Here is a 19,371-nt window from a genome sequence, read left to right as displayed (position 1 = left end):
TCCGCGCCGACCGGACGCCGGGACCCGGCGCCCCTGCGCGTCCGGCGGACCGGCACCCTCAGGTCGTCGCGCGCACCACCAGGTCGATCGGGGGCTCGTCGTCCGGCTCCGAGAGACCGAGCTCCGGCTGCAGGAGTCGCAGCACGTGCCGCGCGAGGTCCGTGCCGACGTCCTCGGTGCGGATCGCGACGGTCGTGATCGGGGGCAGTGCGAGGCGCGCCAGGGGCAGATCGTCCACGCCGACCACCGCGAGGTCGTCGGGCACACGCAGTCCCAGCGACGCCACGCCGGACAGCACGGCCAGCGCCACCTCGTCGTCGAACGCGCAGACCGCGGTCACGGGCTCGTCCCGGTCTCGGAGCCGTCGCACCGCGCGGGCCGCCGCGTCGGGGTAGAGCGGCACGTCGACGACCACGGGCGCCGGCAGGCCGTGCTCGGCGCACTCGTCCCGCAGGCCCGCGAGCCGCCCCGGAAGGAAGAACTCCGCGATCGGCTCCGGTGACGCCGCGAAGGCGAGCCGGGTGTGGCCGCGCTCGACGAGGTGGGCCGCCTGCACACGACCGACGCGCCGCTGCGGGATCCGCATCGCGGACCCGGCGGCACCGTCGAGGGACAGTCCCACGAGCGGGATCCCGCGGTCGGCGACGGCCGCCGCGTCCCCCGGGGTGAGGGCGGCCAGGTCGGCGACCGCCACCGGCGAGAAGCCCTGCATGAGCTGCGCGAGCGTCCGCTGCCGTCGCCGCTGCGAGACCACGGTGTAGCCGTGCTGCTCGAGCGTCGCCGCGAACGACTCGAGGACGAGGACCGCCACCGTGCCGAGCGGCCCGTCGGGGATCACGACGAGGACCACCTGGAGCCGGCTGCGGCGCGGCGGCCGCGCCCCGGCCGGGGGCGCGTACCCGAGCTCCCCCGCGGCCGCCAGGACCCGCTCGCGCGTCGCCGCGCTGATCGTCTGCCCGGGCGCGTCGTTGATGACGTAGCTGACGGTGCTCTGCGAGACGCCGGCACGCGTGGCGACGTCCCGGGACGTGACGCGTCGTTCGGACATCCTCGTCCTCCTCTGCGTGGTGCGCGCCGGCGCGCCCGCGTCGCCGGCGGGCCGGTGGCGCCCGCCGGCCGGTCGGTCAGGTGGTCGCGCGCACCACCAGGTCGATCGGTGGCTCGTCGTCGGGCACCGGGAGCTCCAGCTCGGGCTTGAGCCGCCGCAGGACGTGCTTGCCCAGGGTCGTGCCGATGTCGTCGGGCCGGATGTCGACCGTGGTGAGCGGCGGTGCCGCGAGGCGGCCCGCCGTCAGGTTGTCCACACCGACGACCGCCAGGTCGCCGGGCGCGGCGAGACCCGCGGTGCGCAGGCCGGCGAGGACCGCGAGCGCGACGTCGTCGTTGCACGCGCACACGGCCGTCACCGGGCCCGCGCGGTCGCGCAACCGCTGCACGGCACGCGCGGCCGCGTCCGCGTAGAGCGGCACGTCCACGACGACGGGCGCGGGCAGACCGCGCTCGGCGCAGACCTCCTCGACGCCGGCGAGGCGGCCACGGGCGATCTCGGCCAGGTGCGGGTCCGTCGAGGCCGCGAACCCGAGGTGCGTGTGGCCGCGCTGCACGAGGTGCTCGGCCTGCAGGCGCCCGATCGCGGTCTGCGGCACGCGCATGGCCCGGCCGGGCTCGCCGCCGAGCGCGACCCCGACGACCGGGATGCCCGCCGCCTCGATGGCGGCCTCCTCCGACGCGGGGAAGGCGGCGAGGTTGGCGATCGCCGCGGGCGCGAGCTCGTGCCACAGGGCGCGCAGCCCCACCGTGTCCCGCTGGCGACGGTGCACGACCGGGTGCCCGTGCGGTTCGAGGACCGCGCTGACGCCCTCGATCATCGCCGCGATGGCCGCTCCGATCGGCGCGTCGGGCAGGACGACCAGCACGGCCTCGCTGGAGCCGCGCCGCAGCGCACGGGCCGCCGCGGACGGGGTGTAGCCGAGGGTGGCCGCGGCCGCGCGGACGCGGTCGCGCGTCGCCGGGCTGATCGACTGGTTCGGCGTGTCGTTGAGCACGTAGCTGACCGTGCTCTGCGACACGCCGGCGTGCTGCGCGACGTCCTTGGACGTCACTCGTCGTCCCGGCATCGCTCTCCCCTGCTCGACGTGTGCTGCCCGCCAGTCTGCACCCGTGTGCGCTGTTTCGTGCAGGTTTCGGGCGTCGGGAGGCGGCGCCGCCGGGGCGCGGTCGGCACACACGTATGAGCCCGGAGCGGGGCGGGGCGGCCCACCGAGCCGCCGGGCGGTCCGGTCAGCGAGCGGCGAGCCAGGCCACGGTGCGCCGCACGAGGTCGCGCCGGGACGGGCTCGCCCACGACCGCACGTCGTGCCCGAGCCCGTCGTAGACGACGCGCGCGGGGCCCGGCGCAACCCACACGACGGGGTGGTCGCGGCCCTCGTGCCGCGTCGTCAGCAGCACGTGGCTGCCGGGGTCGACCGCGAGGTCGCAGTACTGCTCGTCGAACGCCTCGACGGGGCCGAGACCGGCGGTCACGGGGTGCGCGGGGTCGGCGACGTCGAACGTCGCCGTGCCGATGGGCGGGTGCCACGACGTGCCGTCGGTCCAGCGCCCGCCGACGAGGCCCGACCAGGCCGGCGCGTCGTGGAACGTGTTCGCCGCGGCGTGCAGCGCGAGCAGCGGGACGCCGCCCGTCACGAACCCCGCGAGCGCCGTGTGGAACGCGGCCCAGGCGGCGTCGTCCCCGTCGAAGTCGGGGTCCGAGCGCCCCGTCCCGGCCGCCACGACCACGAGGTCGGGGCGGCCCACGGTCGCCGCGACGAGCCCGTCGTCGGCGAGCAGGGCCGGGGACGTGCCGTGCACGTGCACGTCCCAGCCCTCGGCCGCCAGGAGCGGCTGCAGGGCACCGGCCGTCGCGGCGTCGTCGTGCCACGGGTCCTCGTACCGCCCGCGTCCCACCAGGACGAGGGCGCGCGGCCGGCGGTCGTCGCGGCGGCGGCCGCGCGCGCGAGCGGCGGCGCGGGCGGTCGGGGTCCCGGCCTCGGCGGGGCGGTCGTGGGCGGGGAGGTCGTGGGCGGGGAGGTCGTCGGCGGGGCGGTCGTCGGCGGGGCGGTCGTCGGCGGGGCGGTCGTCGGCGGTCGGGTTGTTCACGTCACTCGGCACCGCGCCAGTGTGCCGGGCGCCTCCGACAGTCGCCGGCACGGACAGGGCGACCGGGCCGCGGGTCCGCCGCCCTCGACAGCCCGCCGGCCCGGTGGGACGATGCTGGAAGCGTTTGCAGTCGTTCCACTCCGTTCCACCGGACTCTCCCCGCCTCTCCCCGCCCTCTCCCGTGCAGGACACCCGTCCCCGACCCGACGGAGCCCCGTGAGCACCACCCCCGCCGACCGCCCCACCGCCCCCGGCCCGGGCCACCCGGCGCAGCCGACCGCACCCGTCCCGCTCGCCGCCGTCGCCCTCCTGCTCGCGCCCGACGACGACGTCGCCGTGACCACGCGCGACGTGCCGGCGGGGACGTCGCTCGCGCTGCCGGGCGGGCCGGGCGGCAGCACGGCCGTCGTGACGCTCACCGCCGGCGTGCCGCGCGGCCACAAGCTCGCGGTACGGGCCCTGCCCGCGGCGGCGCGGGTGCACAAGTACGGCCAGGTCATCGGCCGCACGACGGCGCCGGTGGCACCCGGCGAGCACGTGCACACGCAGAACCTCGGCATGGGCGCCATCGCGCACGCGTACGAGTTCGGCACGGCGCGCGTCCGGGTGGCGCCCGCGACCACCACCCGCACGTTCGAGGGGTTCCGCCGCGCGGACGGCCGGGTCGGCACGCGCAGCTACGTCGGCATCGTCACGTCGGTGAACTGCTCGGCGTCCACCGCCCGCATGATCGCCGACCAGTTCCGCGGCCCGGTGCTGGACGCGTGGCCGCACGTCGACGGCGTCGTCGCCCTCACGCACGACTCGGGCTGCGGGCTCGTCCCGGCGTCCGAGGGTGGGCAGGTGCTGCGACGCACGCTGCGCGGGTACGCCGCGCACCCCAACGTCACGGGGCTGCTCGTCCTGGGGCTGGGCTGCGAGATGCTCGCGGTGCAGGGGCTGCTCGCGGACCTGCCCGCGTCCCCCGACACGCTCGTCGAGCACCTGACGATCCAGGACGAGGGCGGCGTCCGGGCCACCGTCCGCGCCGGCGTCGCGGTCGTGCGCCGCATGCTCGACGAGCTCGAGGGCAGGCGCCGCGAGACCGTCCCCGCGTCCGCGCTGGTGCTCGGCCTGAACTGCGGCGGGTCCGACGGGTACTCCGGCATCACGGCCAACCCCGCGCTCGGCCGTGCGTCGGACCTGCTCGTCGCGCAGGGCGGCACGAGCGTGCTGGCCGAGACGCCCGAGGTCTTCGGCGCGGAGCACCTGCTCACCCGGCGCGCGGTGAGCGAGGCGGTCGGCCGCCGGCTCCTCGACCGCATCGACTGGTGGCAGGAGTACATGACGCGCGGCGGCGGCACGCTCGACAACAACCCCTCGCCCGGCAACAAGGCGGGCGGGCTGACGACGATCCTGGAGAAGTCGCTCGGCGCCGTGGCCAAGGCAGGCAGCGCCGAGCTGAGCGCGGTCTACGAGTACGCCGAGCCGGTCACCGACGCGGGCCTCACCTTCATGGACACCCCGGGCTACGACCCCGTCTCCGTGACCGGCCTGGTCGCCGGCGGCGCGACGGTGGTCGTGTTCACCACCGGCCGCGGCTCGGTCCTCGGCACGAAGCCGGCGCCGTGCATCAAGGTCGCCACGAACAGCGAGATGTACGAGCGCATGCGCGAGGACATGGACCTCGACGCGGGCCGCATCGTCACGGGCACGGCGACGATCGAGGGCGTCGGCGAGGAGATCCTGGACCTCGTGCTCGCGGTGGCGTCCGGCCGCCCGACCGTCAGCGAGGAGCTCGACCTCGGACGCGACGAGTTCGTGCCGTGGCAGCTCGGCGCCGTGACCTGACGGGGAGCCCGGTGCCCACGACCCTGCAGGACGTCGCCCGCGAGGCCGGCGTCTCCGCCGCGACGGCCTCGCGCGCGCTGACGGGCGGCACGGTCAGCCCCTCGACGCGGGACGCCGTCCGGGCCGTCGCCGAGCGGCTCGGCTACCGGCCGAACCGCGCCGCGCGCGGCCTCATCACCGGCCGGGCCGGCGCGCTCGGGCTGGTCGTCCCCGACCTGACCAACCCGTTCTTCGCGGACGTCGCCAAGGGCGTCGCGGCGCGCGCCCGCGCCGCGGACCTGCCCGTGTTCGTCACCGACACCGACGAGGAGGCCGGGCTCGAGGTCGAGGCCGTCGCGTCGCTGCGGCGCGGCACCGACGGCCTCCTCCTGTGCTCGCCCCGCGCGTCGGACGCCGCGCTGCTCGACGTGGCCGACCGCGCCACGACCGTCCTGCTGCACCGCCGGGTCGACGGGCTGCCGTCGGTCGTGGCGGACCTCGCCGACGGCACCCGGCAGGCGGTCGAGCACCTGCGCGCCCTCGGGCACCGGCGGATCGTCTACGTGCCCGGGCGCCCGTCGTCGTGGGCCGGTGCGCAGCGCGACCTGGGGCTCGCCGCCGCCACCGCCGACGGCGGGGTCGAGGTGGTGCGCTGCCCCGCGGTCGCACCGACGTTCGCGGGGGGCGTGCAGGCGGCGGACCTCGTCCTCGCCGACGGCGCCACGGCGGTCCTCGCGTACAACGACCTCGTCGCGGTCGGCCTGCTCACCCGCGCGGCCGCCCGCGGCGTGCGCGTGCCGGACGACCTGAGCGTGGTCGGCCACGACGACACCGTCGCGACGATGGGGCACCCCGCCCTGACCACGGTGGCCGTGCCGCAGCGCCGCGCCGGCGCGACCGCCGTCGACCTGCTGCTGCGGCTCGTCGCGGCGGCGCGCGCGTCGGCCGCCGAGCCGCCGTGCGACACCGAGCTGACCCTGCCGACCCACCTCGTGGTGCGCGCCTCCACGGCCGAGCCCGCCCGGCGCCGGCGCCCCTGACCCCGGCCCGGGATGCCGGGGACGGGGACCGCCCGTAGCGTCGTGGGCAGTCGACCTGCGGAGGATCCCCAGCATGGAGAACGACCTGACCGACCTGACCGTCCGTCCCCTCGCGCTCGTCACCGGCGCGTCGAGCGGGATCGGCCTGGAGCTGGCGCGCGAGCTCGCCGAGCGCGGCTTCGACCTGCTCGTGACGGCCGAGAACCCGGAGCTGACGCTCGCCGCGGACGGGCTCGCGCAGCTCGGCACCGCGGTCCGGGCCGTGCAGGCCGACCTGACCACGGCCGACGGCGTGCAGACGCTGCTCGACGAGGTGGCCGCGGTGGCACGTCCGATCGACGTCGCCGCACTCAACGCCGGCCGGGGCGACGGGGGCGCATTCCTCGAGATCCCGCTGGAGAACGACCTCGCGACCGTGCAGCTCAACATCGTGGCGAACGTGCGGCTCGCCAAGGGGATCCTGCCCGCGATGGTGCAGCGCGGCGCGGGCCGCGTGCTCATCACGTCGTCCACCGGCGGCCTCATGCCGGGGCCCGGCTACGCGACGTACGCCGCGTCCAAGGCGTTCCTCACGTCGTTCGCGGAGGCGCTCCGGCACGAGCTCAAGGACACCGGCGTCACCGTCACGGCGCTCCTGCCGGGGCCGACCGACACCGACTTCTTCGAGCAGGCCGACATGGTCGACACCGTCGTCGGGCAGGGCAGCAAGGACGACCCGGCCGACGTCGCGCGGCGGGGTGTCGAGGCGCTGCTCGACGGCAAGGACAAGGTCGAGGCGAACACGGTCAAGGCCCGGATGCAGTCGGCCATGGCCGCCGTGCTCCCCGACACCGCCAAGGCGGCGATGCACGCGGGCATGACGAAGCCGACGGGGGAGAAGGCGGAGCGCTCCGACGCCGGCTGACGGCGGCGGGGGGCGTCAGGGCGCGACGCGCCCGTGCTCGACGAACGCCGCGTGCGTCAGCGGCATGAGCTGCGCCCACGCCGCCTCCATCCGCTCGGCGACCATCTCGATCTCGCGCTGCGGGAACGACGGGACGGCCGCGGCCTCGTGCTTGGTGCGCAGCGACAGGAAGTGCATGAGCGAGCGCGCGTTGCACGTCGCGTACATCGACGAGAACAGGCCCACGGGCAGGACCGCGCGGGCGACCTCGCGCGCGACGCCGGCGGCGAGCATCTCCTGGTAGGCGGCGTACGCCTGCTCGTACGCGCCGCGCATCGCGGTGTCGACCACGGCGTGCTGCTCGGGCGTGCCGTCGAAGAACTCGTACCGTCCCGGCTTGCCGCGCTGCACGAGCTTGCGGTCCTCGCCCGGCACGTAGAACACCGGCAGCAGCTCGCGGTAGCGCCCGCTCTCCTCGTTGTAGGAGAACCCCACGCGGTGCCGGTGGAACTCGCGGAAGACGAAGATCGGCGCGCTGACGAAGAACGTCATGGAGTTGTGCTCGAACGGCGTGCCGTGCCGGTCGCGCATGAGGTAGTTGATGAGGCCCTTCGAGCGCGTCGCGTCCTTCTCGAGCTCGTCCAGGGACGCCTCCCCCGCGGTGGACACCCGCGCGGCGAACAGCACGTCGGCGTCGCGCGCCGCGTGCCGGACGAGCTCGACGGTGACGTCGCTGCGGTACGTCGGCTGCTCCTGCGGGGCCTCGTCGGCGACCGTCATGCGTGCGTCCTCCCGGGGGCTCGCGCGCGTGGGGCGCGCGCTCGACGGCCCGCGGTCCGGCCGGCGGGCACCGCGTGCGAGCGTACCGCCGCGCGCGCGGCCCGGCCGACACCGTCGGCGGCGCGGGCGCGCGTCGCCGGCAGGGGCGCGCCGCTCAGTGCACCACGGTCACCGGGCACCGCGCCCGGGCGACGACCTGACGGCTGACCGAGCCGAGGAGGATCCGGTCGACGCCCGACAGCCCCCGCCGTCCCACGACGAGCCGGTCGGCCCGCGGGGCCGCCTCCAGCAGGGCGTTGGTCGCGGTCCCGTGCACGACCGAGCGGACGAGCCGCGCGTCCGGCAGGTGCACGTCGGCGGCCTCGAGGGCGCCGTCGAGCAGCGTGCGCGCGTGCCGGGCGTAGTCGTCCAGCGGGGGCGTGTAGCCCCACTCCTTGCCGGGCAGGGGTGCGAGCGTCCGCATCTGCCACGCGAGCACGACCTCGAGCGGGAGGTCCGCGCGCGCGGCCACCCCGGCGGCGTAGCGCAGGGCCGCGACGGCCGGCGCGGAGCCGTCGACGCCGACCACCACGGGCCGCGGACCGTCCGCCGGCGCCGGCCGGTCGTGCGGCACGACGGTCACGGGCGCGGCCGCCCCCTCGACCACGGCGGTGGTGACCCGCCCGAGCGTGCGCGGGCCGCGGACGGTCCGCCGGCCGATCACCACGGCGCTCGCGTCGGCGGCGACGCCGACGAGGACGTCGGCGACGGACCGCCCGGGCAGGACCTCGACCGTCGTGGGCACCTCGGCACCCGCCCGGGCGACCGCGGCGGCCACCCGCTCGCGCAGGGCCGCGACGGGGCCGTCCGGCCCCTGCGGCGCGGACGCGGGCGGGACGTGGACCACGGTCAGGGGCGCCCCGCAGGCGCCGGCCTCCGCCGCCGCCCAGTCGAGCACGGCGTCGTCCGTGGTGCGGCCGACGCCGACGACGATGGCGTTCATGGGCATGCGCCTCCTCGCGGGCCCGCGCGACGGGCGGAGGCCGCCCGGCGGGGAGGGCCACGACGGGGTCGGCTGCCGCACGGGCGAGGACGGGACACGACACGTTCCGTGCCGTTGCTGGCACTTTATGCCGGTACGGGGGTGGTCGCACGGCGCCCCGGGCGGGCCCGAGCGCGGCGCGCCCGCCCGGTGGGCTCGTCCGGTGGGCTCGTCGGACGCCGCCGTCGGCCGGGTCGGAATTCTCATCTACGGTGGTCCGTTGAGAACAGGGCACCGGGACCGGCCCGGCGGCGGCGGAGGGCAGGGACATGATCGGTCAGCGCGTCACCCGGCAGCGGACGGCCGTCGCCGCGCTGCTGGACGACCTGGGCGAGTTCCGCAGCGCGCGGCAGATCCACCGGGCGCTGCACGAGCGCGGGGACGACATCGCGCTCGCCACCGTCTACCGCACGCTCAACGCCATGGCCGAGTCCGGCGACGTCGAGGTGCTCCTCAACCCGTCGGGCGAGCACACGTACCTGCGGTGCGCACCGACCGCGAGCCACCACCACCACCTCGTGTGCCGGCACTGCGGCCGGACGGTCGACGTCGACGCGCCGCAGCTCGAGGAGCTCGTGAGCGCTCTGGCCACCGAGCACGGGTTCACCGAGCTCGAGCACTCCGTCGACTTCGTCGGCGTGTGCACCGCGTGCGCCCGGACGGACGCCCGGGCGCGCTGACGGCATCGGCACGACGCCGGTCCGGGCAGCGGGCGGGCGTCAGTGCGCGTGCCCGCGGCCGGCCGCGACGTCCGCGTGCGCGGTCCCGCTCGCGACGACGGCGGCGATCGCCGTCGTCAGCGGGATCGCGAGCACGAGGCCGATCGCACCGGCGAGCGTGCGGACGATCTCCTCGGCGAACGCGCCGCTCGTGAGGGTGCGCGCCAGCGGCTGGCTGTAGACCTCGAGCAGCAGCAGCACGGGCAGCGACGCCCCCGCGTACGCGAACGCGATCGTGTAGACGGTCGACGCGATGTGGTCGCGGCCGATGCGCATGCCGCGCGTGAACAGCTGGCGCACGCCCGCCCGCGGGTCGGCCGCGCGCAGCTCCCAGACCGCCGACGCCTGCGTGATCGTCACGTCGTTGAGGACGCCGAGCCCGGCCAGCACGACGCCGCACAGGTACACCGCGCGCAGCACGTCGACGCCGTCGTCCCCGAGCAGGCGCGACAGCTGGAACGTGTCCTCGCTCGTCACCGGCTGCAGGTGCGCGAGGGCGGCGCCCGCGACCCCGAGGCCCGTGACGAGCACCAGCCCGGCGAGCGTGCCGACGAGCGCGGTGGTCGTCCGCGAGGAGACCCCGTGCGCGAGGTAGAGCACGGTGACGACGATCGCGGTGGACGCGCACAGCGCCACGACGAGCGCGTCCTCCCCCGCGACCACCGCGGGCAGCAGGTATCCCCCGAGCACGCCGAACGCGAGCACCAGCCCGAGCAGGGCCCGCAGCCCGCGGACGCCGGCGACCGCCACGGTGAGCAGCGCGAACACGGCGGCGAACGCGGCGAGCGGCACCCCCCGGGCGAAGTCGCCCCACGCCCAGACCTCGGCCTGCCCGTCCGCGGCGGGGTAGCGCTCGAGCACGACGCGCGTGCCCGCGGGGACGTCCCCGGGACCCAGGCCCGCGGTCGCGTACACGTCGACGGTCCGCGCCTCGTCGCCGTCCTGCCCCACCTCGGCCGTGACGCGCAGGCAGCGCACCTCGGTCGGCACGGTCCCGTCCGGGGCGACGTCCTCGACGGTGCCCTCGCACGTCTGCCACCCGGACGTGACGACGCGCGCGGTCACGAACTCGACGGCGCCGGCCTCGGTCGGGTCCTGCGCGGAGCGCGGGCCGCTGGGCCAGGTCAGCGCGATGCCGGCGGCGGCCGCGACCGCCGCCGTGAGCACGACCAGCACGAGCCAGGCCACCGCGCGCGGCGGCGCCCCGGGCCGCCCGGCACCGCCGGGGCGCCGGGGCACGCCGGTGCGCGCGGGGCGCCGCGGGGCGGGCGCGGCGGGGTCGGCGTGGCGGGCGCGGACGGGCTCCGGCGGGGCCTCCTCGGGGTGCACGGGTCAGATCCTGGCAGGCGCGCGGCGACCGGGCCGCTCGGGTGACACGCGCGCGCCCACGTCGCCGCCGCGCGCGGACGGCGTGAGACTCGAGGTGTGCCACCGCTGCCCGACCTGGTCCGACCGATGCTCGCCGTCCCCGGCGAGCTGCCCGCCGGCGACGACGCGGGGTGGGCGTACGAGATGAAGTGGGACGGCGTGCGGGCCGTCGCGTACGTGCAGGGGGGCGGCGTGCGCCTGCTGTCGCGCAACGACCGGGACGTCTCGCGCTCCTACCCGGAGATCGCCGGCCTCGGCGACGCGCTCGGGTCGACGCCGGCGATCCTCGACGGCGAGCTCGTGACGTTCGACGGGCGCGGCGCACCGGACTTCGGCCGCCTGCAGCAGCGGATGCACGTCGCCGACCCCGCGCTCGCGCGCCGGCTCGCACGCACCGTGCCGGTCGTCTACCTCGTGTTCGACGTGCTGCAGGTGGACGACCGCCCGACGCTCACCCTCCCGTACGACGCACGCCGCGAGCTCCTCGAGGGCCTCGGGCTCGGCGGGCCGTCGTGGCAGGTGCCGCCGTCGTTCCCCGGCCCGGGCGCGGACGTGCTCGCGGCCAGCCTCGAGCTCGGCCTCGAGGGCGTCCTCGCCAAGCGGCGCAGCGCGACCTACCGGCCGGGTGCGCGCTCCCCCGACTGGCGCAAGGTGAAGCACGTCCACACGCAGGAGGTCGTGCTCGTCGGCTGGCGCCCGGGCCAGGGGCGCCGCGCCGGCACGGTGGGCTCGGTCGTCCTCGGCGTGCACGACGAGGACGGCGTGCTGCGTCCCGCGGGCGGCGTCGGCACGGGCTTCACCGGGCGCGCGCTCGACCAGCTCGGCGCGGTGCTGCGCCCCCTGGAGCGGCCGACCCCGCCCCTGGCGGGGCAGCTGCCGCCCGCCGACGTGCGCGACGTGCACTGGGTCGAGCCGCGGCTCGTCGGTGAGGTCGTGCACGCGGGCTGGACGTCCGACGGCCGGCTGCGTCACCCGTCCTGGCGAGGCCTGCGACCCGACAAGGACCCGGATGGCGTGATCCGCGAGAACTGAGCCCTATCCTTGGCAGCCGCAGCGTGTCACGGCCCAGCAGCGGCCGTCCCCGCGGATCCCGGTGGAGGGTGGAGGGCGGTCCTGTGTCCGGTCGTGGTGTGCCCGATGCGGCGGCCCTGACCCCTGCGTCCGTCGCGGACGCGGCGCTCGGTCGGATCACCGACCTCGCGGCCCGGCTGCTCGACGCGCCCGCGGCGCACCTCTCGCTGGTCGAGGGCGCGACGGCGCTGGCCGGCCTCGCGACGCCGCTCACGGCGGACGACCTCTGCGTGGCGACGGCCGACGCCACCGGCCCGCTCGTCGTGCCGGACGCCGCCGCCGACAGCCGCGTCGCGACGGTCGCGGCCGTGGTCGAGGGCGCGGTCGGCGCGTACCTCGGGGTCCCGCTCCTCGGGCGCGAGGGACGGGTGCTCGGTGCGCTGTGCGTCACCCACCCCGCGCCGCGCGACTGGTCCGGCACGGAGGTCGCCCTGCTCACCGACCTCGCCGCCGCCGCCGTCACCGAGCTCGAGCTGGCCGCGCTGTCGGCGGACTACGAGGCGGACCGCGTCCGCTGGCAGCTCGCGGTGGGCGCGGGCGGGGTCGGCTCCTTCGACTGGGACCTCGTCACCGGGCGCATCGACTGGGACGACCAGCTGCACCTGCTGTTCGGCATGGAGCCCGGGCAGTTCGGCGGCACCATCGAGGAGTTCAACGCCGTCCTGCACCCCGACGACGTGCCCCGCGTCGCGCAGGCGATCGACCGCGCGGTGGCGACGTGCTCGGAGTACGACGCCGAGTACCGCGTCCTGCTGCCCGGCGGCTCGACCCGGTGGGTGCAGGCACGGGGCACGGTCCTCGCGGGCGAGGACGGGACCGCGGTGCGGCTGCTGGGCGCGGCGTACGACACGACGGCCAAGCGCGACGCGGAGGGCCGCATCGCCCGCGTCCTGGAGACCATGTCGGCCGCCTTCTTCCTGCTCGACGACGCGTGGCGGTTCACCTACGTCAACGCGGAGGCCGAGCGCCTGCTGGGGCGCACCCGCGAGCAGCTCGTCGGCGGCGACATCTGGGAGCTGTACCCCGCGGCGGTCGGCTCCGACTTCGAGGTGAACTACCGGGGCGCCGTGCAGTCGGGGCAGCCCCGCGCCTTCGAGGCGTACTACCCGCCGCCCCTCGACGCCTGGTACGAGGTCCGGGCCTGGCCGGGGCAGGACGGCCTCTCCGTGTACTTCCTCGACATCACCACGCGCCGCACGTCGCAGCAGGAGGCCGGCCGGGCGCAGGAGCGCCTGCGTGCGGCGTCGGCGCGGCTGCACCTGCTGGCGGCGGTGAGCGACGACCTCAGCTCGACCCTCGACACCGAGGACGCCGTCCGCCGGCTGGCCCGGCACCTCGTGCCCGGCCTGGCGACGTGGTGCCTCATCACGATGGCCGACGAGCACCGCCACCTCCGCGACATCGCGAGCTGGCACGCCGAGCCGGGTCTGCGCCGGACCGTGGAGCACTACGCCGACCTGCGGCTGACCGCCCTCTCGCCGCGCTCCTACCTGTTCCAGGCGCTGCGGACGGGTCAGCTCGTCGCGGTGCCCGACGCGACCGAGACGATCGCGGCCGCGCTGTCCGGTGAGGCGCGCGAGGTGCTGCGGGGCCTCGCCCCGCACATGGCGTACGCGATCCCGATGCGCGCCCGCGGGCGGACGGTCGGCGCGATCACGCTCTTCCTCGACGCGGAGCGCGGCACGCTCCCGCCGGAGGACCTGACGATGCTCGTGCAGCTCGCCGACCGCGCGGGCCTCGCGCTCGACAACGCCCGCCTGTACGAGGAGCAGCGGCACATCTCCGAGACGCTGCAGCGGGCGCTGCTGTCCGCGCCGGTCGAGCCGGACCACGTGCACGTCGTGGTGCGGTACCTGCCGGCCGACCAGGCCGCCGAGGTCGGTGGCGACTGGTACGACGCGTTCCTGCAGCGCGACGGCGCGACGGTGCTGGCCATCGGCGACGTCATGGGCCACGACACGCAGGCCGCCGCGGCGATGAGCCAGGTGCGCACGCTGCTGCGCGGCATCGCGTACACGTCGGGCGGCTCGCCCGCCGAGGTGCTCGAGAGCCTGGACGACGCCATGCGGGCGCTCAAGGTCGACACCATGGCCACCGCCGTCGTCGCGCGCCTGGAGCAGACCGACGAGCAGCGGGCGCGGGGCCAGCGGCGCCTGCGCTGGTCCAACGCGGGGCACCTCGCACCCCTGCTGGTGCGCCCGGACGCCACCGTCCACCCCCTGCACGGGGCCGGCCCGGAGATGCTGCTGGGCGTCGCGCCCGGGCGCCGGCGCACGGACTCGGACGTGGTGCTGGACAGCGGCTCGACCGTGCTGATGTTCACGGACGGCCTCGTCGAGCGCCGCGGCGAGCACGTGCGCGACGGCCTCGACCGCCTGCACGCCGTGCTCACCGAGCTCGCGCCGGATGCCGTCGCCGCGGCACGCTCCCCCGACGGCCTGGACCTCGAGGCGCTCGTCGACGAGGTCGTGCGCCGGATGCTCGACGGGCGCGCCGACGACGACGTCGCGGTGGTCGCCGTGCACCTGTACCCGCAGGACGCGCCGCGTCCGCCGGAGGCGGGGCCGGCGCACCTGTAGGGACGTCCGTCCGCGGCGGCGTCCTCCCGGACCGCCGCCGCGGACGGCTGCTCAGCGGACCCGCCGCACCAGCGCGCGCACCCCGAGCACGGCGGCGGCACCGGCGAGCAGCCACGGCCCGGCGACGACCACGGGGTCGAACGCCTGGTGCACGAGGTCGACGCGCTTGCCGTCACGGCGCGAGGCCAGCCCGTGCCGGCGCGCCTCCGACAGCACCCCGGTCTCGGTGACCGGGTTGTCGGGCCGGGCGGTGGCGAACGACGCGAGGTGGCTCTCCACCGCGTCGACGCGGTCGGCGGCGATGAGCAGGAGCCAGTGCGCGGCGCGCGCCTCGCTGTACCGCGCGTAGGCGAACCGGCGGATCGCACCGGACGCGCCGTGCAGCGGCTGGGCGGTGCCGAACGCCGGCGTCAGGCGCGCGTGCTCGATCGAGCGCTCGCGGCCCTCGCCGCCGGGCTGCTGCTCGGGCTCGTGCCAGTGCGCGCCGCTGTCGAGGTCGCGCCGTTCGCGCGGCACCGAGGGCCGGTCGGCCGGGTCGAGGTCGGCACCCCAGCCGGGGATGCGCGCGCGGAGCTGCTCGGGGGTCTCGGGCAGCGGGGGCTTCTCGGGCGTGTAGGGCACTGTCCGCTCCTCTCAGGCGTCGCCGGGGACGACGAGGGTCTTGATGCAGCCGTCGAGCTTGGCGGAGAACATGTGGTAGCCCTCCGCGATGTGCTCGAGCGGGATGCGGTGCGTGACGATGTCGCTCGGCTTGAGGTAGCCGGCGCGGATGTGCTCGAACAGGCGCGGCCACTGCCGCTTCACCGGTGCCTGGTTCATGCGCAGCGTGAGGCCCTTGTTGACCGCGTCGCCGAACTTCACGGCGCTGAAGATCGGCCCGTACGCACCCAGGACCGAGACGACGCCGCCCTTGCGCACCGCGTCGATCGCCCAGTTGAGCGCGACCGGTGAGCCGCCCTGCAGCTTGAACGTCGCGGACGTCATGTGCTGCGTGAGGTTGCCGTCCGCCTCCGCACCGACCGCGTCGATGACGACGTCGGCCCCGAGGTGGTCCGTCGCCTTCTTGAGCGTCACGACGACGTCGTCGTGCTCCGCGAAGTTGATGGTCTCCGCGTACGCGAACGTGCGGGCCTTCTCGAGGCGGTAGTCCAGGTGGTCGACGACGATGACGCGGCCGGCACCCATGAGCCAGGCCGACCGGGCCGCGTACAGGCCGACGGGGCCGGCCCCGAGCACGACGACGACGTCGCCCTCCGAGATGTCCCCGAGCTGGGCGCCGAAGTAGCCGGTCGACAGCGCGTCCGTGAGGAGCACCGCGTCGTCGTCGTCCATCCAGTCCGGGATCTTCGCGGGTCCCACGTCGGCGAACGGCACGCGCACGTACTCGGCCTGCCCGCCGTCGTAGCCGCCGGTGGTGTGCGAGTAGCCGTAGATGCCGCCGACCGCCGTCGCGTTCGGGTTCACGTTGTGGCAGTTGGAGTACAGGCCCCGCGCGCAGAAGAAGCACGAGCCGCAGAAGATGTTGAACGGCACCATGACGCGGTCGCCGACCTGCAGGTTCTGCACGGACGGCCCGACCTGGTCGACCACGCCGACGAACTCGTGGCCGAACGTGTGCCCGATCCGGGTGTCCGGCATGAGGCCGTGGTAGAGGTGCAGGTCCGATCCGCAGATCGCGGCCCTCGTCACTCGGACGATCGCGTCGTTCGGGTGCTCGATCCGCGGGACGTCCTTCTCCTCGACGCGGATCTTGTACGGACCTCGGTAGACCATCGCGCGCACGTGCGGCACCACCCCTCGAGCCGGCGGGACGCGCCCGTTCCTGGACGCCGCGTCCAGACTTGCACGGGCCCCGGGGGCCCGCCTCCGGGCGCCGGGGACGGGTGCCCGGCTAGCGTGAGGCGCCCGGCAGCCGCGCCGGGCGGGGCTCGAGGAGGGTCGGTGCGGGAGCTCGTCGTGCTCGGCACGTCCTCGCAGGTGCCCACGCGCACGCGCAACCACAACGGCTACCTGCTCCGCTGGGACGGCCAGGGGCTGCTCGTGGACCCGGGCGAGGGCACCCAGCGGCAGATGATCCACGCCGGGGTGCCCGCCTCGGCCGTCACGCGCGTGTGCCTGACCCACGTGCACGGCGACCACTGCTACGGACTGCCGGGCGTCCTGTCGCGCATGGTGCTCGACGGCGTGCAGCACCCCGTGCACGTGCACTACCCCGCGTCGGGCGAGGCGGTGGTGCGCGCGCTCGTCGGCCTCGCCACGCCCGGCCTCGACCTGCGCCTGCACCCGCACGGCGCGGCCGGCCCGGTCGCCGACGGGCTCGACGTCGTCCCGCTGCGGCACCGCGTCGAGGCGTACGGCTACCGGCTGACCGAGCCCGACGGCCGCACGTTCCTGCCCGAGCGGCTCGCCGCGGCGGGCGTCGCGGGGCCCGACGTGGGCCGGCTCGCGCGCGACGGCCGGCTGGGCGCCGTGCGCGTCGCGGACGTGAGCGTGCCCCGGCCCGGGCAGCGCGTCGCGGTGGTCATGGACACCGCGGTGTGCGACGGCGCCGCCGAGCTCGCCGACGGCGCCGACCTGCTCCTCGCCGAGTCGACGTTCGCGGACGCGGACGCCGGGCTGGCCGAGACGTACCTGCACCTGACCGCCGGCCAGGCGGGTGCGCTCGCGGCGGCCGGCGGTGCGCGCACGCTCGTGCTCAGCCACTTCTCGTCGCGCTACCCGGACGTCGGGCCGCTGCGCGCCGAGGCCGAGGCGGCCGTGCGCGCCGCGGGAGCGACGACGACCGTCGTGGCCGCGCACGACGGCGACCGCGTCCCCGTCCCGCCGCGCCGCACGACGGCGGGGTGAACGCTCGGCGACGCGACGCCCCACGGGTCGCGGCGTCGCCCCCGCGGGGGTAGCCATGTCCCATGTCCCAGGCCGAGCCCCTGCTGCCGCACCCGACCCGGACCGAGCCGGAGGTCGCCGCCGCCGACCCCGGCACCGGCTCCCCCGCGACCGCCCCCGGCACGGGGGTCGGCGGCGAGGACCCCGACGCGCGCACCGACGACCACGACGGCCCCACGACCCGGGCGGCCGACACCGCGCCGGCGCGCCTGCGCGAGCAGGACGACCCGCCGTTCCGTACGCCGCACCCCGACGACGTCCGGCGCCCTGCGGCCGACGACGCCCCGCCGCCCACCGGCTGACCGGGCTCCGCCGTGTGGTTCGACGCGTGGGGCGACCTCGGGCGCGTGGTGCTCGTCGGGTCCGCCGCGTACGCGGCGCTGGTCGTCGTGCTGCGTACGACCGGCAAGCGGACGCTCGTCAAGCTCAACGCGTTCGACCTGGTCGTCACCGTCGCCCTCGGCTCGACGCTCGCGACCATCCTGCTGAGCTCCGACGTGTCGTGGGCCGAAGGGGTCACCGCGCTCGTGCTGCTGGCCGTGCTGCAGCTCGTCGTGTCGTGGGTGACCACGCACACCGGGCGGGGCCGGTCGGTCGTCACCGCACACCCGACGACGTTGGTGCGGGACGGTGTCGTCGACCACGTCGCCCTGCGCGGGCAGCGCCTGACGGAGACGGAGCTGCGGCAGGCCGTCCGCGCCTCCGGGACCGGTGGCCTCGACCAGGTCGCCCGCGTCGTCCTCGAGACGGACGGCACGCTCAGCGTCATCACGCAGCAGCAGCTCGGCGACGGGAGCGCGCTCGAGCCGGGCGACCGCTGACCGCAGCGACGGGGACGGCCGCCTGCTCGCGCCCTCCGCGCCACCGGGACCGCCCGGCCCGACGTGCCCGTCCGTCAGCCGCGCGGCTGGGACGGGTTCGTCGGGTCGCCGTGCGACGGCGGGCTCTGCGGCGGGCCGGTCGTCACCGGGGACACCGCGCTGCCGCCCCGCGGCGGCGGCGCGAGCGCGTCCCCGGCGGGGTCTGCCGTCGACGGCTCGGCGCCGTCGGCGAGCTCGCCCAGCCGCTGCTCGAGCACCTGCAGCACCGGCAGCCGGTTGCCGTGCGCCTGCTCGTAGCGGCGCAGCTGGTCGAGGTCGTCCGCCTCCAGCGAGCGGATCCGGTGCCCGAGACTCCCCACGGGCAGGTCGACGTGGTCCGGGACGGGCAGCGCGTCACGCGGGACGTCGTCGGTCATCGCTCTCCTCCGGTCTCGGTGGTCCTCCCAGCATGGGCCGGGCGTCACGGTGGCGCACCCGGGGTCGGGCGCCCGGCCCGTGCGCGTGCGCACCGGGGCGGACCGGGACACGCTGGGCCCATGGCGCCGCCCGCCGAGCGGGTCGGCGCCGGACCGGCCGGCGCACGCCGGCACGTACACACGCAGGGGGCGACCATGAGGGGACCGGCACGACGCATGACGGTGACCGCGCTGGCGGCACTGGCACTCGCGGGCTGCACGGCCGGCGGCGCGGATCCGCAGGGCACGGGGGACGCCGGTGCCACCGCGTCCACGCCGCTCGCGACGGAGTCGGCGGCCACGACGGAGTCGGCGGTCGCGACGGCCGTCCTGGCGGACGTCGACGGGCAGGAGCTCGGTGACGTGCAGATCGTCCCGGCGGACGAGGCGCTGCGCGTCGTCGTCGACGTCGAGGGCATGGACCCGGGCTTCTACGCGATGCACGTGCACACGGTGGGGCTGTGCGAGCCCGAGAGCTCACCGCCGGGCGACCCGACCCGGACGGGCGCGTTCCTCTCGGCCGGCGGGCACCTGGGCGCGGACGAGAGCACGCACGCCGCGCACGCCGGCGACCTGCCCAGCCTGTACGTGCTGGCGGACGGCACCGGGCACCTCGAGACCGTCACCGACGGGCTCACCGCCGCCGACCTGCTCGACGACGACGGCAGCGCGGTGATGGTGCACGCGGGCCGCGACAACTTCGCGAACATCCCCGAGCGGTACTCCGCCACGGGCCCGGACCAGCAGACGCTCGACACGGGCGACGCCGGCGACCGGCTCGCCTGCGGCGTCGTCGAGTGA

General features: G+C 76.6%; 19 protein-coding genes. 10 read left to right on the top strand and 9 right to left on the bottom strand.

Annotated features, from left to right (window positions below; translation table 11 throughout):
- Positions 1-58: 58 nt before the first annotated feature.
- The 3 genes from E5225_RS05450 to E5225_RS05440 form a co-directional block, all read right to left on the bottom strand.
- Positions 59-1,048, bottom strand: a complete 990-nt coding sequence (locus E5225_RS05450) for a LacI family DNA-binding transcriptional regulator (protein WP_135975094.1) — start codon at positions 1,046-1,048, stop codon at positions 59-61.
- Positions 1,049-1,124: 76 nt separating this feature from the next.
- On the bottom strand, positions 1,125-2,102 hold the full coding sequence (locus E5225_RS05445) for a LacI family DNA-binding transcriptional regulator (RefSeq protein ID WP_208012619.1): 978 nt from the start codon (positions 2,100-2,102) through the stop codon (positions 1,125-1,127).
- Between the two features lie 178 nt (positions 2,103-2,280).
- Complete coding sequence (locus E5225_RS05440) at positions 2,281-3,150, bottom strand: ThuA domain-containing protein (protein ID WP_243738387.1); 870 nt, start codon at positions 3,148-3,150, stop codon at positions 2,281-2,283.
- A gap of 204 nt (positions 3,151-3,354) precedes the next feature.
- Here E5225_RS05440 and E5225_RS05435 point away from each other — a divergent pair, with 204 nt between their 5' ends.
- The 3 genes from E5225_RS05435 to E5225_RS05425 all read left to right on the top strand — a co-directional run bounded on the left by E5225_RS05435 (position 3,355) and on the right by E5225_RS05425 (position 6,891).
- A complete protein-coding gene (locus tag E5225_RS05435; protein ID WP_341765695.1) occupies positions 3,355-4,968 on the top strand; it encodes a UxaA family hydrolase in 1,614 nt (537 codons plus the stop codon).
- An 11-nt stretch (positions 4,969-4,979) separates the two neighbouring features.
- Positions 4,980-5,987: a LacI family DNA-binding transcriptional regulator gene (locus E5225_RS05430; protein WP_135975088.1), complete on the top strand. Its 1,008-nt coding sequence runs from the start codon at positions 4,980-4,982 to the stop codon at positions 5,985-5,987.
- A 73-nt stretch (positions 5,988-6,060) separates the two neighbouring features.
- The gene (locus E5225_RS05425; RefSeq protein WP_135975086.1) at positions 6,061-6,891 is read left to right on the top strand and encodes an SDR family NAD(P)-dependent oxidoreductase; all 831 of its coding nucleotides are present in this window, start codon (positions 6,061-6,063) and stop codon (positions 6,889-6,891) included.
- 15 nt (positions 6,892-6,906) lie between these two features.
- On the opposite strand, the gene thyX is transcribed toward E5225_RS05425, so the two are convergent.
- Both thyX and E5225_RS05415 read right to left on the bottom strand, forming a co-directional pair.
- Complete coding sequence (thyX, locus tag E5225_RS05420; protein WP_135975084.1) at positions 6,907-7,650, bottom strand: FAD-dependent thymidylate synthase; 744 nt, start codon at positions 7,648-7,650, stop codon at positions 6,907-6,909.
- Positions 7,651-7,804: 154 nt separating this feature from the next.
- Positions 7,805-8,638 (bottom strand): universal stress protein, encoded by an 834-nt coding sequence (locus E5225_RS05415; protein WP_243738386.1) that lies wholly within the window; start codon positions 8,636-8,638, stop codon positions 7,805-7,807.
- A 302-nt stretch (positions 8,639-8,940) separates the two neighbouring features.
- Here E5225_RS05415 and E5225_RS05410 point away from each other — a divergent pair, with 302 nt between their 5' ends.
- Complete coding sequence (locus E5225_RS05410) at positions 8,941-9,351, top strand: Fur family transcriptional regulator (protein WP_135975082.1); 411 nt, start codon at positions 8,941-8,943, stop codon at positions 9,349-9,351.
- Between the two features lie 39 nt (positions 9,352-9,390).
- On the opposite strand, the gene E5225_RS05405 is transcribed toward E5225_RS05410, so the two are convergent.
- The gene (locus tag E5225_RS05405) at positions 9,391-10,719 is read right to left on the bottom strand and encodes a YibE/F family protein (protein WP_244243682.1); all 1,329 of its coding nucleotides are present in this window, start codon (positions 10,717-10,719) and stop codon (positions 9,391-9,393) included.
- Positions 10,720-10,815: 96 nt separating this feature from the next.
- Between E5225_RS05405 and ligD the strand changes: the two genes are divergently transcribed.
- Entirely contained in the window at positions 10,816-11,790 is a 975-nt protein-coding gene (gene ligD, locus E5225_RS05400) for a non-homologous end-joining DNA ligase (RefSeq protein ID WP_135974152.1), read from the top strand.
- Positions 11,791-11,888: 98 nt separating this feature from the next.
- Positions 11,889-14,408, top strand: coding sequence for a SpoIIE family protein phosphatase (locus E5225_RS05395; protein WP_208012572.1), 2,520 nt, complete (start codon positions 11,889-11,891; stop codon positions 14,406-14,408).
- Between the two features lie 51 nt (positions 14,409-14,459).
- Here E5225_RS05395 and E5225_RS05390 read toward each other — a convergent pair whose 3' ends face one another.
- Entirely contained in the window at positions 14,460-15,029 is a 570-nt protein-coding gene (locus E5225_RS05390; RefSeq protein WP_135974151.1) for a hypothetical protein, read from the bottom strand.
- Positions 15,030-15,041: 12 nt separating this feature from the next.
- On the bottom strand, positions 15,042-16,190 hold the full coding sequence (locus E5225_RS05385) for a zinc-dependent alcohol dehydrogenase (protein WP_135974150.1): 1,149 nt from the start codon (positions 16,188-16,190) through the stop codon (positions 15,042-15,044).
- Between the two features lie 159 nt (positions 16,191-16,349).
- Between E5225_RS05385 and E5225_RS05380 the strand changes: the two genes are divergently transcribed.
- The 3 genes from E5225_RS05380 to E5225_RS05370 all read left to right on the top strand — a co-directional run bounded on the left by E5225_RS05380 (position 16,350) and on the right by E5225_RS05370 (position 18,115).
- A complete protein-coding gene (locus tag E5225_RS05380; RefSeq protein ID WP_135974149.1) occupies positions 16,350-17,255 on the top strand; it encodes a ribonuclease Z in 906 nt (301 codons plus the stop codon).
- Between the two features lie 62 nt (positions 17,256-17,317).
- Positions 17,318-17,596 (top strand): hypothetical protein, encoded by a 279-nt coding sequence (locus E5225_RS05375; RefSeq protein WP_135974148.1) that lies wholly within the window; start codon positions 17,318-17,320, stop codon positions 17,594-17,596.
- Between the two features lie 12 nt (positions 17,597-17,608).
- A complete protein-coding gene (locus E5225_RS05370; protein WP_135974147.1) occupies positions 17,609-18,115 on the top strand; it encodes a DUF421 domain-containing protein in 507 nt (168 codons plus the stop codon).
- A 74-nt stretch (positions 18,116-18,189) separates the two neighbouring features.
- Here E5225_RS05370 and E5225_RS05365 read toward each other — a convergent pair whose 3' ends face one another.
- Positions 18,190-18,531 (bottom strand): DUF8129 domain-containing protein, encoded by a 342-nt coding sequence (locus E5225_RS05365; RefSeq protein ID WP_135974146.1) that lies wholly within the window; start codon positions 18,529-18,531, stop codon positions 18,190-18,192.
- 216 nt (positions 18,532-18,747) lie between these two features.
- Here E5225_RS05365 and E5225_RS05360 point away from each other — a divergent pair, with 216 nt between their 5' ends.
- Positions 18,748-19,371 (top strand): superoxide dismutase family protein, encoded by a 624-nt coding sequence (locus E5225_RS05360; RefSeq protein ID WP_243738318.1) that lies wholly within the window; start codon positions 18,748-18,750, stop codon positions 19,369-19,371.

It is taken from the genome of Cellulomonas shaoxiangyii (assembly GCF_004798685.1).
GTDB lineage: Bacteria > Actinomycetota > Actinomycetes > Actinomycetales > Cellulomonadaceae > Cellulomonas > Cellulomonas shaoxiangyii.
The sequence above is the reverse complement of the archived record's forward strand: the minus strand, read 5'-3'. Positions and strand labels throughout refer to the sequence as shown.